Source organism: Chitinophaga sp. YR627, assembly GCF_900114995.1.
Lineage (GTDB): Bacteria > Bacteroidota > Bacteroidia > Chitinophagales > Chitinophagaceae > Chitinophaga.
Map to the genome: position 1 here is coordinate 140,035 of NZ_FOUX01000007.1, position 17,887 is coordinate 157,921.

Genomic DNA, 17,887 nt, shown 5'->3' on the forward strand with positions numbered 1-17,887 from the left:
GTTTATGAATCCACAAACTAACAATATATCAGCAGCAGAAGCGGTTGCACATCTGCAACCGGAGACGTGGCTGAGAGTCAACAGACTGCATCTGCGTAAGATCATTGCAGAATTTGCACATGAACTACTGATAACGCCTGTATTGCAGACCACAATAGCCGGCTGGGGACATTATACCCTGTCGCCTGCGGACGGTATCGAATATCGCTTCCGTGCACAGATACTGAGCCTGGACCACTGGCACATCGACACCGGTTCTATTGAGAAGGAAGTGAACGGAGTATCCGTACCGCTGGATGCAGTACATTTTATTACAGAGTTCAGTGAGCAACTGGGCTTTGATCCGGTACTGTTACCCACCTATCTGGAAGAGATCATCAGTACCCTGTATGGGAGTGCCTATATGCATACCTATAATACCACTACAGCGGCTGAATTAACGGCTGCGGACTACCAGGATATAGAGCATGCCATGATGGCCGGACATCCTTGTTTTGTGGCTAATAATGGCCGTATAGGGTATGATACGGTTGATTACCGGAAATATGCTCCCGAGGCTGCCACTCCTTTCAAGGTGATCTGGCTGGCAGGTCATAAAAGCAGGACAGTATTTACCGGTATAGACACCCTGCAATATGATGAGGTGTTGCAACAGGAACTGGACGCCGATACGATCGCCGGTTTTTATGCTATCCTGGAAGAGAAAGGATTACAACCGGATGATTACTACCTGATGCCGATCCATCCATGGCAGTGGTACAATAAACTGGCAAGCATCTTCTCACCTGATATCGCTGCGAATAACCTGGTATGCCTGGGATATGGAAAGGATGAATATCTGCCACAGCAATCTGTGCGCACTTTATTCAACGTCACGACTCCTGAACGCTTCTATGTGAAGTCGGCATTGTCCATACTGAATATGGGCTTTATGCGTGGTCTTTCTCCCTACTATATGCGTACGACCCCTGGCATCAATGAATGGGTAGCTGGTATTATCGAAGGGGATGCCTATCTCCAGCAAAAGGGATTCACCATGCTGAAGGAAGCCGCGACCATGGGATATACCAATCATTACTTTGAAACAGCGATCAAGGGAGAAAGTGCCTATAAAAAAATGCTGGCCACACTCTGGCGGGAAAGTCCGGTGGGTAAATTACAACCGGGACAACGCCTGATGACAATGGCCGCTTTACTGCATGTAGATGCACATGGTCAGGCGATGCTGCCTGCATTGATCAAAGCTTCCGGGCTGGATATCAGCAGCTGGTTACAGCAATATATGGATTGCTATCTGAGTCCGCTGTTACATTGTTTCTACTACTACGATCTGCGTTTTATGCCACACGGTGAAAACGTGATCCTCATACTGGAAAACAATGTACCGGTGAAAGCGATCATGAAGGATATCGCAGAAGAAGTAGCGGTGGTAAACAGTGAACTGGATCTGCCGGAGAATGTAAAACGTATCGTCATTCCAGTACCGGAAGAGCTGAAGATACTCTCCATTTTCACGCAGATATTTGACTGCTTCTTCCGTTTTGTATCGCCTATCCTGGTAGAGCATGCGGACTATCCGGAAGAACAGTTCTGGGCACTGGCGGCGGAATGTATCCAACGTTATCAGCAGTTACACCCTGAGCTGGAAGAGAAGTTCAAACGCACCGATCTGTTTGCGGATGAGATCATCAAAACCTGTCTGAACAGGCTACAGATCCGTAATAATCAGCGCATGATCGAGCCTGATAACCCTTTCAAAAGCCAGCAGTTTGCCGGTACGTTTAAAAATCCATTGGCTGCCTTTAAGCACAGACAGGTAGCGGTCGTTTAACTATTTAAAGATACTGACATGTTTAATACAGTTACTCCCCGGGAAGCAGTGGCACACCTGCAACCGGATATATGGGCGCGTGTCAACCGTCTGCACATCCGTAAGATGATTGCGGAATATGCACATGAACAGATCATACAACCTTCCTACAGACATGTAAAACAGGGATGGGTCGTGTATGTACTGACTTCCGATCAACCCAATACAGAATATCGCTTTCGCGCAAAAATATTACGCCTTAACCATTGGTACATCCTGACGGAGTCCATTGAAAAGATGGTGAACGGACAACCCGCTCCGCTGGATGCACTGGCATTCATCGTAGAGTTCAGTGAACAATTGAATATGGATCCTGCCATGCTGCCGGTATACATGGAAGAAGTGGCAGCAACCCTGTATGGTAGTGCTTATATGCATGTGCAGGGTGGTCCTTCTTCCGTATACCTGGCTGGCGCGGATTACCAGGAAATAGAACATGCCATGACCGGGCATCCCCGCTTTATTGCCAATAATGGCAGGGTGGGTTTCGATGCCAGTGATTACCGGAGCTTTGCACCGGAAGCAGCACAGCCAATGCCTTTGCTATGGTTGGCAGGACATCAGAGTTGTACGGAGTTTACCAGCATTGCTTCATTGGAATATGCACAGGTAAAGCAGCAGGAACTGGGTAGTCAGGCCGCTGAATTTGATGCAATACTCACCGGCAAAGGATTACAGCCAGCGGAATACATCTACATACCAGTGCATCCATGGCAATGGTATAACAAACTGGCCAACATCTTTGCACCTGATGTAGTGGCTGATAAACTGGTATTACTGGGTTATGGTCAGGATCAGTATCTGCCACAGCAGTCTATCCGTACCTTCTTTAACATAGATAATCCGGGTAAGTTTTATGTCAAGACCGCCCTTTCTATTCTGAATATGGGGTATGTACGTGGCTTATCGCCTTATTTCATGCGTACGACACCAGGTATCAACGAATGGGTGAATAACGTGGTATTACAAGATGCTTATCTCCAGGAGACAGGCTTCTGTACACTGCGTGAGATCGCCACTACCGGTTACTCTAATCATTACTATGAGCAGGCGACAAAGACAGATAATCCCTACAAGAAAATGCTGGCAGCATTGTGGAGAGAAAGTCCTTTGTCCAAAGTACAGCCTGGTCAGCGTATTATGACCATGGCAGCCCTGCTGCATATTGATACGCAGGGAGATGCTTTATTACCCGAGCTGATTCAGTTATCCGGTCTGGATGCAGATGTATGGTTACAACAGTATATACACGTCTACATGAGTCCTTTATTGCATTGTTTCTACCAGCACGATATGGTGTTTATGCCGCATGGTGAGAACATTATACTGGTACTGGAGAATCATGTACCGGTACGTACGATCATGAAGGACATCGGAGAGGAAGTCTCCGTGCTGAGTGTAGATGTGCCATTGCCGGAAATCGCCAGCCGTTTGCGTGTGAGCGTACCAGATGAAGTAAGGACGCTGCCTTTATTCACGCAGATCTTTGATGGTATTTTCCGCTTTATAGCAGCCATTCTTGAAGAGCATATGGATTATCCTGAGAAACGCTTCTGGGAACTGGTTGCGCAGGTAATATTGACTTACCGGCAAAGACATCCGCAACTGGAACAGAAGTTTCAGCAGTTTGACCTGTTTGTAAAGGAGATCAGTCCGGATGCATTAAACCGTTTACAGATCAGTAATAACCGTCAGTTACGCAACAGGGCGAATCCTTTTGATGTGCCATCAGTAGGTATCGTTGAAAACCCGATAGCGGCTTTCAGTCCGTCTCCATCTTACACTAAAATGGCGACCGTATGAGAAAGATAGCCGTTGTTATTTGTCTGCTTTCTTTTATCTGTATCCGTGTTTTGGCGCAAACGCCGGAACAGGTATTGATGGAGGCCATGACCTCACGGGAACTGGCCGCGCGTATGGCAGCAGGAGCAAACACGGTACTGATCTTCAGCGGAGGTACAGAGGCATCCGGGCCGCATCTGGCATTAGGTAAACATAACTATCGTGTATACCGCTATGCCGCACAGATCGCGGATAGTCTGGGTAATACGCTTGTAGCCCCCGTGCTTCCTTTTGCACCTAATAGTCCGGTACTTGAACGTTATCCCGGTACCATTTCATTGACCGATCAGACCTTCTCTGATGTGAATGAACAGCTGGTACGGAGTATGGTGAATTCCGGCTTTCGTTATATCATCCTGATGAGCGATCACTTTAACAGTCAGCGGCCTTTAAAAACACTGGCTGCAAGACTGGACAGTACACTCCGTCCAAAAGGTGTACGGGTTTTCTTTTCGGGTGATGGATATGCGAAAGCAAGAGCGCAGATAGAAGCCGGTATTGCCCGTCAGGGAATAGTACCCGGTGGTCATGGCGGTTTGTGGGATACGGCAGAAACATGGGCCGTATTACCTGCTGCCGTACGCACAGCTTATCTGGCTGCGGGCGATACGACGCACCTGGGTAACGGTCCGCTGGATGCTGCCGGTGTATCCGGAGATCCCTGTCTGGCAACACCCGAACAGGGCAGACTGTTTGGTCAGCTGCGTGTGCAACTGGCTGTACAGGAAATACGTCAATGGCTGTCACAGGTAAAACAATAAAAATGAACACACCTATTATGACCGCCATCATTAACAGCTATTGCAGAGGGTTCGCCAACTGGAGCTGTTATGAAGGCATCCCGAAATATGATCAGGTACTTGCAGACTACTTCATTACAACAGGGCATCAGCTGCATTTACGGCTGGACTTTAGTGCAAATGGACGCGAAGTGTTTATTCCTTTCCGCTATTTCTCTGAAAGCGGCTATCATGTATTTGACTATCCGGCAATAGAAAGAACGCTTGCTGATGATCAGATCAATACGATCGATGCTGCACGCTTACTGACTATAATAGCGGATCATCTGCAACAGGAATATCCGGCCATACAACTGGAACAGGCACTGGATAAGCTATCTGCTTTTCCTTGTCCGTCGAAGATCGAGGGAGGCAGTATTGAAGCATTCAATACCTTATTGTCGCTTGCGGATATAAACAGTGAACCGGTACCGGAGCAATGGCTGGTACAGGACGTATTACCGATGGTAGCTTGTCTGGGTTACCGGCAACAGGCAGATGAAACAAAACTGTTAAGCGCTATCTACGAAAGGTGTGAGCAATCACTGGTAGATCATCCTTTGTTAAACAGCAATAAACTGTCAGTTACCAATGAACTGTTATCCTTTCTGTTGGGCGAAGAGAAGGTGACACGTCCTTATCCGAACCCGTTACACAAGGCTTTCTTTTCTGCCACACTTATTCAGCCTGCCGGGAAGGGAACCGTATATAGCCGGTATTTCCCGAAAGAAGATATCACCGTTAGTATACGGCCATTTGATATTGACCGTGATCTGGAAATGGTGCATGAATGGTTTAACCGTGAACATGCAAAGAAGATCTGGAAGATGGACTGGCCCCTGCGTGAGCTGGAATTATACTACCGTACGATGCTGCCAGGGAACTGGTCGCATAGCTACATCGGAGAGATCAACGGTATACCCAGTTACAACTTTGAAGTGTATTGGGTGGTGCGGGATATGTTATCGGACTATTACGATGCTTTGCCAATGGATTATGGCACTCATCAGTTTATCGCGCCGGTAGACCCTAAACTGAAGTTTTCATCTCCCTCCACCCAATGTATGCTCGACTGGGTATTTGCACAGCCAAAAGTAGGTAAAATGGTAGGAGAAGGGTCTGTTGAATCACTGGCTGCACTGATGAACAAAGCACACGTTGGTTTCCGTGTAGAGAAGGTCATTCAGCTGCCACATAAAAAGGCCAATCTCAATTTCTGTTACCGTGAATGGTATTGGGCGAAGTTCCCGGAAAACCAGCATCTCGCGCCACTATCCATCACAGCAATTAAACAAACAACTCATGAAACAGTCTCCCGTATATAATCTTATTGGTATCGGCATTGGTCCGTTTAATCTGGGGCTTGCTGCCCTGCTGCATCCTGTAAAAGATGTCAGCGCTGTATTTTTTGATCAGTCAGAAGGCTTCGACTGGCATCCTGGTCTGATGTTGCAAAGCGCCACCTTACAAACACCATTCATGGGTACCGATCTGGTAACGATGGCCGATCCTACCAGCTGGTTCAGCTTTCTCAACTTTCTGAAACAGACAGGTCGTTTATACCCTTTCTTTATCAGAGAGAGTTATTATATGTTGCGCAGAGAGTATAACCTTTATTGTCAGTGGGCAATAAAACAATTGCCCTCCTGCCGTTTCTCGCATAAAGTGTCCCGCCTGGCCTATAAGGACGGTTTGTATGAAGTGACCGTACAACAAACCAAAACAGGCGACGTGACCACCTGGTATGCAGAAAAGCTGGTACTCGGTACAGGTACACAGCCTTACACGCCTTCTTTTGTAAACAGAGAACAACTGCCTGGCGTTATACATACCTCTGCTTATTTGCCTAATAAGGCAGATATACTGAAGAAAGGAGATGTAACGATCATTGGCTCCGGACAAAGCGCTGCAGAGATCTTTTATGAGCTGTTACCGGAAACGGCGAACGGCTTACAACTGAACTGGTTTACACGGGCTGACAGATTCTTTCCGATGGAATATTCAAAACTGACGCTGGAGCTGACTTCTCCGGAGTATGTAGACTATTTCTATGAAATGCCTCCGGAACGCCGCAGAAAGATACTTGCAGCTCAGAATACGCTCTTTAAAGGCATCAACTACGATCTTATCAACGAGATCTTTGATACCATGTATGAGATGAGTGTAGGTGGTAAAAAGCTCAATGTACAGCTGAATACCAATAGTGAGCTGACAGCTATTACACCGGGTACCGGCAACGACGTATATACCTTACATTTTAATCACGTACAGCAGCAACGCCGTTTCACCCTGGATACAAAGTCCGTTATACTGGCGACAGGATATAAATACAATGAACCTGCTATCGTCAGTGGTATAGAAGAGCGGATCCGTCGTACATCTGACAACCTGATGGATGTGCACCGTAACTACACCATAGATGTGCAGAACAGCGAGATCTTCGTACAGAACGCAGAACTGCATACACATGGTTTTGTAACGCCGGATCTGGGCATGGGTGCTTATCGCAATTCACATATCATTAATGCGATCGCAGGCAGAGAAGTGTATAAGATAGAAGAGCGCATTGCCTACCAGGATTTCGGTGTTATCAATGTCAAAGAAACTGCTAATGATTTAGCCATCCTTTAATGTTAAACCATTATTACGAATGAATGCTGTGCTGCTGAGAGCCCGTTCTATATTGAATCTGTTCAGAAGTGCGATTGCCGGTACGGAGAAAGACTTTACCTCCGGAAGTGTCAATCGTGCCACCTTTCTTTTGTCAGTACCCTCTATGCTGGAGCTGGCGATGGAATCATTATTTGTGATGGTAGATCTTCTTTTTGTGAGTAGTCTGGGAGAAAGGGCTATCACCATTGTGGGGGTCGTCAATTCTGTGATCATCATTTTCCACTCTGTGGCAATGGGGTTAAGTATTGCGGCCACCGCTGTCATATCCAGAAGAGTAGGAGAGAAGAAACCACGTACTGCCGGTCTGGCAGCAATGCAGGCCATCTATCTGGGCGTGACGATCTCTGTTATCTTCAGTATACTATCGATCACTTTTAACAGAAGTATCCTGCACCTGGCCGGCGCCTCTGCTGAACTCGTACATGAAGGCGATCTGTTCTCGCGTATTATGTTTGGTTGTATTCTGCTGGTCGTGATGCGCGTTTTAATGAACGGGATCTTTCGTGGTGCAGGTAATGCGGCCATGGCGATGCGTACGCTGTTATTGTCCAATGCTGTGAATGCTGTATTGTGTGCAGTACTCATCTTTGGTGTAGGGCCCATTCCTTCCTTTGGTTTATTAGGTGCAGCAATGGCTACAGGTATCGCCAATCTCGTAGGTGTCAGTTATCAGTGCTGGTATTTTGCAAAAGCGGAGAAGGTGATCCAGATCGGCAGACAGCAACTGATGCTGGTTCCATCCATCATTAAACGTATCTGCAAACTGGCCGCCTCCGGCACCCTACAGTATATTATACCTTCTTCCAGCCGTTTCCTGATGATCATCATCGTTGCTAAACTGGGAGAGAGTGTACTGGCGGGGTATATTGTGGCTAACCGTATCATCATGTTCACCGTACTACCCGCCTGGGGGATTGCGAATGCCGCCGGCGTACTGACAGGACAGAACCTGGGTGCGGGACAGCCGGAAAGGGCAGAGCAATCAGTCTGGAAAACGGGCGCCTTCAATATGTGTTTCCTGGGTAGTATCGCATTATTTCTGCTGGCTTCAGGTGAAAGTATCGTGCACATTTTTACACGTGAACAGACGGTTGCACAGAATGCGGCACTCTATCTCCGTTACATGTCCATCGCCTATTTTTTCTTTGGATATACCATGGTGATCTCCCGCTCACTCAACGCGGCTGGTTCCGTAAATGTGGTAACCCTGTTGTATGTGCTGATGTTCTACATAACACAGCTGCCGCTGGCCTGGTTCCTGGGTATACATTCCAACTGGGGGCCGCAGGGTATATTCATCGCAATTCTCGCATCTGAAATCGTATTAGCCGCTGCTTGTCTTATTGTCTTCCGTAGCGGTAAATGGAAAAAAGTAAAGATCTGATCTAAAAATTTTGTCTCATGAACACAACTCAAACACTACACGATATTATCGCAGCTGCATTATCTATACCCGCAGAACAGGTAACAGATGATCTTAGTTATCAGAGTATCCCGGAATGGGACTCTGTATCACATATCTATCTCATTACCGAACTGGAAGCTGCTTTCGGCATCACCATTGATACGGAAGAAGTACTGGAAATGAGCAGCGTGGAACAAGTAAAGGAAACCCTTAGAAAGCATAACATAGAGATATGAGTTTATACGGATTGATCGCACAGAATAAAAGTCTCCGGTATCTCGATGCAGTTACAGGGGACAGTTATACGCTGCCGGATCTGATGAAAGACGTCTGGGATATTACAGAAAGACCTGCACTGGCTTTTCTGTACCTGGATAATTCCATCGCATCTGTCAAGCTGTTATTACAATGTCTGAATAGCAGATTAACCCTGGCGCTGTTAAGTCCGAAGTTACACCTGGATTATAAGCAGCGGCTGGAGGAAGTATATGAGCCTTATTACATTTATGATGTAACCAGGACCGAGATACCCGACCGGGACTTACAGGATAATATGCTTTTCTGTAACAGGAAAGGTATCCGGAATGTAATACATCCCGATATTAAGGTGTTGCTGAGTACCTCCGGCACTACGGGTTCGCCTAAATTTGTAAAGTTGTCAGAGGATAATCTGGAGCAGAATGCCCTGTCCATTCTTGACTATCTGCCCATTAACAGCAACGATGTTACCCCCCTGAACCTGCCGGTATTCTATTCATACGGATTATCTGTTTTTACGACGAACAGCATTGCCGGCGGACAGATCGTATGTGGTAACCGGGATGTGATACAGAAGGAATTCTGGGAGGACATGGAGCGTTATGGCTATACCTCTGTGGCTGGTGTACCTTATGTCTATGAGATGTTGCACCGGATCGGGTTTAATCGTAAAGAATATCCTTCATTACGATACATGACACAGGCCGGTGGAAAACTGAATGGAACACTGATCAAAGCCTTTGGTGAATACCTGGCTGACAGGAACAAACAGTTCTTCGTGATGTATGGTCAGACGGAGGCGACTGCCCGTATGGCTTATATGCCACCGCAAGACCTGCTGACTAAAAACGGCTCCATTGGTAAGCCCATCAGGGGAGGTCAGTTCACACTGGCGCCTGATACCCATGAGCTATTATATAGCGGACCGAATGTATTTGGTGGTTATGCAACAACCGCAGCCGATCTGACGAATTTTGAGCGTTTACCGGTGTTACATACCGGTGATGTGGCTACCTGTGATGAGGATGGGTATTATTACATTACAGGCCGTTTAAAACGATTTGTAAAGTTGTTTGGCACCCGTATCAACCTCGATGAAGTGGAAAGCATTTTAAAGCAGGAAATACAGGGAGAAACGTTTGCCTGTATCGGAGTTGAGGATAAACACCTGCTGGTGTTTCACCGGATCACAGGACTGGAGGAAAGTTATATAAGATCATTGCTGTCTAAAAAGCTGGGATTGCATCCGACAGCCTTTAAAGCACAGCTGGTTGAAGATTTTCCATTGACGCCCAATGGGAAGTTAGACTATACGGCTTTACAAAAACAGGATATTCCGCAGGTACAGCATTGATCACTGCTCATAAAAAGAGAAAGGGTGTTCGCCATCTGTTGGCGGACACCCTTTCTCTTTTATCTTAATCAGACAGCTTAGAATCGCACCGAGATGCTACCGAGGAAGTTCAGTTGTTTTTGTGGTGTACCTACCGGATTCCAGTATTCCTGGTTCAGCAGGTTATTGGCTTTCACAGACAATCTGAATTTAGGCTGATCATAATACACAGTGGCATTGACAAGCGTATAGCCTGGCAGCACAAAGGTATTGGTAGCCTCAAACCAGGAGTCGGCGATATAGTTAGCACCTGCGCCAAAACCAAGACCTTTTGCCTTACCGCGTGTCAGGTGATAGCTGATCCAGATGTTGGCTACATCTTTAGGACTGGCAGTCACATATTTGCCTTGCAGGGCAGGGGTGGCATTGGTATACTTGTTTTCGTTATGTGCGTAACCGGCTACGATATTCAGGCCCTGTACAGGACTGGTGGTGATATCGGCTTCGTATCCCTTGCTGTGTTGTGTACCGTCCTGACGGGTGAAGGTCTTACCATCCTGTACCTCTGTACGGGTGGAGTTTGTTACAGCAATATCATAATAGCTGGCGCTTCCACTCAGTTTACCCTCGATTAAGTCCACCTTTACACCACCTTCCCACTGATTGCCATATTGCGGCTTCAGGGTAAGAATGGTGTTGTCCGGCTGTGTTACAGGTCCCAGGTTCACGAACCCATTCATATAGTTACCGAAAATGGATACTTTCTCTTTTACGACCTGGTATACCAATCCGAATTTAGGAGACAGGGAATTCTGGCTATACTCTCCGGTGTATTTACCGGTGGCGATCGCATAGGTCCCATCCGTCGTGAAACGGTCCGCACGTAAACTCAGCATCGCCATCAGGGAAGGCGTGATATTAAATACATCTGAAATATAAGCACTGTAGTTGTACGCCTTGGAAGTAGTACCGACAAATCCTTTCTGGTAAGCCAGGGCATTGATCTTCTCCGCACTGATATCCGGCAACGGATTGTTGATATTTACCTTATCATATGATACAGTGGCGCGGTAGAGCTGATTGTAGTTATAGTTGTAGTCCAGGCCGATAACCACCCTGTTCCGGAAGGAACCGATGTAGAAATCACCGATAAAGTTCTGTTGCAGCTGGATGTTACCAAATGTCTCCGGTGTCTGGTTCCTGACAGTACGGTTCATCATGGAATCACTTACCAGTGACAGGGTCGTCCATAACAGGTGTTTGTAAAAGCCTTCGGAATACAGGTAGTTGGTCTGGGATGTCCAGCTATCAGAGATCTTGTATTCTGCCTGTGCCTGGATGTTATTGATGCCGTTCGATACATCTACGCTATTATTAATATAAGAGCGTTTGTAGCCGATCGGGAGGTCTTTAAAATTACGGGCGGTCACTTTGCTCATGGAGTCTATACCAAAGGAAGTAGTGGTATAGGAAGCCCTTGTCAGCTCAACGTCCAGCGTCAGTTTCAGACGGTCGGTCAGCTGATAGGTAATGGTCGGTGCAATCGTATAGTTTTTCGCATAACCCTGGTCCTGGAAGGAACCTTCTGTCTGGGCGCCTGCGTTCAGGCGGAACAGGAGGGTCTTTTCCTTATTAAGGGGAGCGTTGATATCGGCGGTTATACGGCCGAACTGGAAACTACCGCCTGTAAGGCTGATCTCACCACCGAAGGCATCGTAAGGTCTTTTGGTGACATAATTAAATACACCGCCAAAGGTGGTATTACGGTTACTGCCAAACAAAGTACCGGATGGGCCTTTGATCACTTCCACTCTTTCCAGAATGATCGGGTTTAATGGGACGATAGCGCTGGTAACCATACCGTTACGCATACCTGTAGCATTTGCAAAACCACGGATGGTCAGACCCTGGGAACCACCGGCAGCGAAATTGGGTACTGCGCCAGGGATATTACGGTAGAGATCAGTTCTTTCGGTAATGACCTGTTCTTCAATCAGTTCTTTACCCGCTACCTGGTATGCCTGTGGGTTTTCCAGATTTTTAATAGGAAGGCGGGCGATCTGCTCGCTTTCCCTGCGGCTGAATTTATTCTGGTTGGAGGTGATGGAGATTTCCTTCAACTGTGTACTGGATACCTGCAATTGCAGCGCAACCTCTGTCACTTTTCCTTTTTCCACACTTACTTCCTCCTGTATAGGGGCATAGCCCACCAGGGATACCTCCAGCTGATGGCTGCCGGCGGGAACATGCGCGATGGTAAATGTACCATCCTCATTTGTAAGTGTTGTCTTCTTTGCACCTCTTATCATAATAGTTACCGCGGATGCAGGGCGGTTGTCGTTGGTTGTTATTTTGCCTTTAATGGTACCAAAATCATTCTCTTCATTCACAGATGCCAAACAGTAGAAAGGTAACAAAAAGAGGAAAATCTGTAGAAATTGCCTCATGGTGTGATGGGTGTAATTTCCGCAAAATTGGCGCAGTCAGCGGTATTAGTCCTTTAACAATCGGGAAAAGAATTTACGCAAAACGGAAAAATTACCGATGGCAGGTACAGGCCAGGGGTCAATATTTCTCCGTATTTCCGGCCTGTTTCTTCGATTAAACCCTTACTACGCCGCTATTACGCCGTTATCTATCCGCTCATGAGCGAAGAAGTAACGGCGTAATAGCGGTGTAATAAGGGGATACATCGAAGAAAATACCGGCAATGATGCCGGCAGTCATATTAGCTGATTCAGGCATAAATATTTACACAGATCAGAAAAGCGTCACCTGTTTTTGGAAGATCTGTTAAGACACGCTTTAGCAATACCGAAGAATGTAAGACGTTGTAAATCAAACAGATGGTTTTTTTGTCTTCGTCTCCATCACTACATAATTCTCATTTTTTGCTACAAAACTTACAGTCTTGACGACTGATTGATCGGTACTTTATAGCAGCCAATATAAATTCCATCATGAAGAGTACGTTACGTTTTTCAAAAACGCCGGCAGGGCGATCGTATGCTCCTGCGGCATCATTTCTTATCTGGCCCACCCACCTTACGGCCGCAATATTTAAATACATCAGGAACACTGAGGGGCAATTCCACCACTGAGCCTCAGGTACTCATTCCTGCATCCCTGGTTTGCCAAGACCCGTTAAAACCAATTTCAAATGAAGAGAATTCCAACGCTTGCTGCACGTTTGCTGCTGATCAAATTGCTATTATTTTTTGGGTTGCTGGCGAATGCCCAGAACCGAACTGTCAGGGGGAAGGTTACGTCAGCCGACAAAGGGACTACACTGGCCAACGTAACCGTATTATTAAAAGGGGGAAATACCAGGACCTCCACCGACGCCAATGGTAACTTTTCTATCCAGGTAGCGGATAACAAAGCCGTCTTATTGTTCTATTTAGTGGATTATACCACCCGGGAAGTACCTGTATCGGACAACAGTACACTGAACGTCACCCTGGAATTAAAGAATGAGAACCTGGGAGAAGTGGTCGTTGTCGGATATGGAACAGTGAAAAAATCGGATGTGACGGGCGCCGTTGTATCCCTGAAATCAAAAGATCTTACACCGGGCGCCAACATCAACGTCGAGCAGACATTAATGGGCCGCGCTTCCGGGGTCCAGGTCTATCAGAAAAGCGGTGAACCCGGCAGTGCGATGAGTGTAAAGATCAGAGGCGCCAGTTCCATAACCGCCGGAAATGACCCTTTATATGTCATTGACGGAATGCCGGTAAATAACCTGTCTCCGGTAACAGGCAGTGGCGCAGGTTTCGTAGCCACGCCCAATCCACGTAACCCGCTGAACAGTCTGAATCCGGCGGATATTGAGTCTGTCGAAATATTAAAAGACGCCTCTGCTACGGCTATTTACGGTTCCCGTGGTTCTAACGGGGTAGTAATGATCACCACTAAAAAGGGAAAGAGTGGCAGGTTAAGTGTTAATTATAGCACTTACTATGGCGTACAGAAAGCCTCCAATTCACTGGAGATGCTGACCGGTCAGCAATATAAAGACGTACTAAACGCCATTATTGATGATGGAGGTGGGGTCGCCTCTGAAAGGGTGACCAATGACCCGGTAAATGTAGACTGGCAAAAGGAACTGTACCGCTCCGCCAATGTGCAGAGTCATGACCTCTCTTTATCCGGCGGAAAGGATAATACACGGTTCTATGCCTCGTTAGGTTATTTCAACCAGGAAGGCGTATTGCAGAATTCTTCCGTAAAAAGATATACCGCCAGATTGAACCTGGAAAACAGCGTGGCACAGAAGTACGCATTTGGCATCAATTTCAATACCTCTTATATACGGGATAACTTCAACTCTGTCGGGATCGGTGTGAATGAAAACGCCAGTGCCTTATATGCGGCTATCAACTACGATCCGAGCTATCCGGTATATGACGCCAATGGCAACTATAACCGTTCACCATTTATGACCACCATGGATCACCCGCTGATCCTGGCAAACGGACAGTATGCCAATAGTGATGGTTTCCGGACTTTCGGTACCATATACGGAGAGTACTTTTTCATACCGGGACTTTCGCTTAAAGTAAGAGGCTCCGGGGATGTAAATATTACCCAGCGCAATACCTGGCTGGACCCCTCTACGATATTGGGTGCTCCTACAGGAGGTATCGCCTCTATTAATACCGGTAACGTGAACTATTACATGGGAGAGGCGACGCTGAACTATAAAAAGGACTTTGGTCAGGACCATGCTATCAGTGCAGTGGCAGGTGCAACCTCTGAACACTTCGGGTCTAATTCCTTTGGTGGTAACGGTCGTGGATATGCATTACCCGATCTTACCTACAATGCCATCGGTACCGGTAACAGTACCCTGAATCAGATCGGTAGCGGCCGTGCATCTACGAAGATCATTTCCTTCCTCGGACGGGTGAACTATAGTTATAAGGACCGTTATCTGCTGACGGCCAGTTTCCGGGCAGATGGATCGTCCAGGTTCGGTGTGAATAACCGTTTCGGTTATTTCCCCTCTGTGGCACTGGGCTGGAAAATGCATGAAGAGTCTTTCCTGAAAGGTGTCAGCTTTATCGATGAACTGAAATTCAGACTCAGCTATGGCGTGATCGGTAACCAGTCGATCGCCAATTATCTTTATATCACTACTTTCTCCGGCGGAGGAGACGCTGTATTTGGCGGAAATCGCTATACCTCTCTGGCGCCTTCCCGTGTAGCCAATCCTGACCTGAAATGGGAGGCTGCTAAACAGGCGGACATCGGTATTGACTTTGCACTCTTCGATAGCCGTCTGACCGGTTCCCTTGAATATTACGAAAGACGTACTTCCGATCTGCTGCTCGATCTGCCACAACCTTTGAGCACTGGCTTTGCCGTAAAAACACAGAATATCGGCCGTATGAAAAATACCGGTATTGACCTGCACATTGCCGCTGATGTACTCCGCAGTAAACAAGGTTTTAACTGGAACATCGGTACCGTACTCTCTACAGTAAAGAACCGCGTGTTAAGTCTCGGTCCGCTGAAACAGATCATTACCGGAGGTGCAGGCTTCATTACCAATGCCAGTATCATCAAACCCGGTGAATCCCTGGGTTCCTACTATGGATATGACGTACTGGGCGTATGGCAGACACATGATGATTTCTCCAATGCGCCAACGGGTGTTAAACCAGGTGATCTGAAGTTCAGGGACCTGGATAATAATAAACAGATCAATGCAGATGACCGTGTCATTCTTGGTAAATCATTACCTGATTTTACCTATGGTATCACCAATACCTTCAGTTTCAGAAGAGTGTCTCTCTCTGTATTCCTGGAAGGATCAGAGGGAGGCAGTGTATTGAACAATGCGGCTATTGACAGTTATTTCCCTATCAGCTTCAGAAGGAATAAACTGGCGAAACCTTACCTGAACCGCTGGACACCGGAGAATCCGACCAATGAATATCCTTCATTCGTCAATCCAACCTCACAGGGACAACAAACCGTGAATTCAAGAACCGTAGAAGATGCTTCTTACCTGCGTCTGCAATCTGTAAGACTCAGCTACGATTTCAATTTGCATAATAAAGTGATAAAAGGGCTACAGGCTTATGTGACCGGCCAGAATCTGTTTACCATCACCAAATACTCAGGTATTGATCCTGCTGTCAATTCTATTGGTGATGATATCCTGAAAATAGACTATAGCTCTTACCCGATGACACGCAGTTTCTTATTCGGGTTAAATGTTCAATTCTAAAAATGATTTTATGCAAAAGTTTATCATACTGTCTTTAATAATCGTCGCTATACTGACTCAAACAGCGTGTGAAAAAGCGCTGGATGTTACGCCTCCGGGAGAATTTGCTCCTGGTAATGTATTAACAACAGAAAAAGGGATCAGGTCTGTCCTGTTTTCTTCTTATGCCGGTATCCAAAATCCAACACCTACCCGCTACCTGATCAACAATGCGGAAGTAACTACTGATGTTGGTTACAATACCGGTGGTGCAGAGAACCTCACACTGGTACAGCTGATCAATTTTACCTGGGATGCTTCGCTGGGTACTTTGCAGGCAGACGTATGGGCGCCTACTTACCGCACGATCCGCGATGCGAACATCGTACTGGAAAATATCGGCAATGTAAATGCGCCGGATGCAGGTAAGAAAGGATATGCTGCAGAAGCCAGATTCCTGAGAGCTTATGGCTACTATCTGCTCTACATCTGGTTTGGTCCTGTGCCACTGCGTACATCCAGTACTTCTGAAGCCGTGCTGGCAAGGGCTACTGATGAACAGATGAAGTCTTTTATTGAGACCGAACTGGCGGCTGCTATTACTGATCTGCCTGATCCTGGTAAGGAAGAAGCTTTTGCAAGAGCTAACAAAGGTGCTGCCTGGAGCGTGCTCGCTAAATTCTATCTCAATACCCGTCAATGGCAGAAGGCAGCGGATGCTTGTCAGCAGGTAATGAATTTCGGGTATTACCAGTTGTTCCCCACTTATCAGAGTCTGTTCACTGTGGAGAATGAAGGTAACAAGGAGATGATCATGGTACATCCCTGCCGTAATCAGGAGGGCTTTGGTAACTGGTATTCAGCTGGTGCTTTACCGCCGGGTTTCAAAACATCTGCGCAGGTGCCTGCTTTTACCTGGACCGCTTCTATGGCCAATTTTGCCACACAATACAGAATGCGTTCTTCATTTACCAACACATTCGATACCATCAATGACCAGCGGTCGATCCTGCTGCTGCGTCATTATATAAATACATCCAATGCCTGGGTGAACCTGCTCTCCACACCAGACAACGTGAGAAGTCTGAAATACTGGGATAATGCCACGGTAGGTAACCATAGCGGCAACGACGTGCCTATTATCCGGTATGCGGATATCTTACTGAGTCGTGCAGAGGCATTGAATGAAGTGAACGGCCCTACACAGGAAGCGCTGGACCTGATCAACCAGGTGAGAAAAAGAGCGGGTATCGGCAATCTGACCCTGGCCGATGCGACGGGTAAAGAGGTACTCAGAGACCTGATCCTGCGGGAAAGAGCCTGGGAGTTTTATAGTGAAGGCCTGAGAAGAGAAGACCTGTTACGACATGATAAATTCATTTCACTGGCGAAAGCAAGAGGGATCACTGCTGCTGCAGACAAGCATAAATTGTTCCCGATACCTCAGACGGAAATTGATGCGAATCCGGCATGTAAGCAAAACCCGGATTATTGATCAATAGTATACGCT

At 46.8% G+C, this 17,887-nt stretch carries 11 protein-coding genes; 10 read left to right on the plus strand and 1 reads right to left on the minus strand.

The features are described 5' to 3' along the window. Positions 1-4 precede the first annotated feature (4 nt). Genes BMZ72_RS32780 through BMZ72_RS32815 form a run of 8 tightly spaced genes read left to right on the plus strand, consistent with a single transcriptional unit; the run spans position 5 to position 10,181 of the window. A complete protein-coding gene (locus BMZ72_RS32780; RefSeq protein ID WP_089815171.1) occupies positions 5-1,831 on the plus strand; it encodes an IucA/IucC family protein in 1,827 nt (608 codons plus the stop codon). 18 nt (positions 1,832-1,849) lie between these two features. Then, on the plus strand, positions 1,850-3,673 hold the full coding sequence (locus tag BMZ72_RS32785) for an IucA/IucC family protein (protein ID WP_089815173.1): 1,824 nt from the start codon (positions 1,850-1,852) through the stop codon (positions 3,671-3,673). After that, positions 3,670-4,473 carry a creatininase family protein gene (locus BMZ72_RS32790; protein ID WP_089815646.1) on the plus strand — a complete coding sequence of 268 codons (804 nt, stop codon included), beginning with the start codon at positions 3,670-3,672 and terminating at the stop codon, positions 4,471-4,473. Before BMZ72_RS32785 ends, BMZ72_RS32790 begins: the two co-directional genes overlap by 4 nt. 2 nt (positions 4,474-4,475) lie before the next feature. Continuing rightward, the gene (locus BMZ72_RS32795) at positions 4,476-5,816 is read left to right on the plus strand and encodes a GNAT family N-acetyltransferase (RefSeq protein ID WP_255373357.1); all 1,341 of its coding nucleotides are present in this window, start codon (positions 4,476-4,478) and stop codon (positions 5,814-5,816) included. Further along, a complete protein-coding gene (locus tag BMZ72_RS32800; RefSeq protein ID WP_089815177.1) occupies positions 5,794-7,122 on the plus strand; it encodes a lysine N(6)-hydroxylase/L-ornithine N(5)-oxygenase family protein in 1,329 nt (442 codons plus the stop codon). The genes BMZ72_RS32795 and BMZ72_RS32800 overlap by 23 nt, the downstream gene beginning before the upstream one ends. Positions 7,123-7,141: 19 nt before the next feature. Next, complete coding sequence (locus tag BMZ72_RS32805) at positions 7,142-8,548, plus strand: MATE family efflux transporter (RefSeq protein WP_089815179.1); 1,407 nt, start codon at positions 7,142-7,144, stop codon at positions 8,546-8,548. 17 nt (positions 8,549-8,565) lie between these two features. Next, a complete protein-coding gene (locus BMZ72_RS32810; RefSeq protein ID WP_089815181.1) occupies positions 8,566-8,805 on the plus strand; it encodes an acyl carrier protein in 240 nt (79 codons plus the stop codon). Then, entirely contained in the window at positions 8,802-10,181 is a 1,380-nt protein-coding gene (locus BMZ72_RS32815) for an AMP-binding protein (protein ID WP_089815183.1), read from the plus strand. Before BMZ72_RS32810 ends, BMZ72_RS32815 begins: the two co-directional genes overlap by 4 nt. Positions 10,182-10,258: 77 nt before the next feature. Here the strand turns inward: BMZ72_RS32815 and BMZ72_RS32820 are convergent, their stop codons facing one another. Beyond that, the gene (locus tag BMZ72_RS32820) at positions 10,259-12,607 is read right to left on the minus strand and encodes a TonB-dependent receptor (RefSeq protein WP_089815185.1); all 2,349 of its coding nucleotides are present in this window, start codon (positions 12,605-12,607) and stop codon (positions 10,259-10,261) included. Positions 12,608-13,320: 713 nt separating this feature from the next. On the opposite strand from BMZ72_RS32820, the gene BMZ72_RS32825 reads away from it, so the two are divergent. After that, a complete protein-coding gene (locus BMZ72_RS32825; protein WP_089815187.1) occupies positions 13,321-16,398 on the plus strand; it encodes a SusC/RagA family TonB-linked outer membrane protein in 3,078 nt (1,025 codons plus the stop codon). A 10-nt stretch (positions 16,399-16,408) separates the two neighbouring features. Continuing rightward, positions 16,409-17,872 carry a RagB/SusD family nutrient uptake outer membrane protein gene (locus BMZ72_RS32830; RefSeq protein WP_089815648.1) on the plus strand — a complete coding sequence of 488 codons (1,464 nt, stop codon included), beginning with the start codon at positions 16,409-16,411 and terminating at the stop codon, positions 17,870-17,872. The last annotated feature ends 15 nt before the right edge of the window (positions 17,873-17,887 follow it).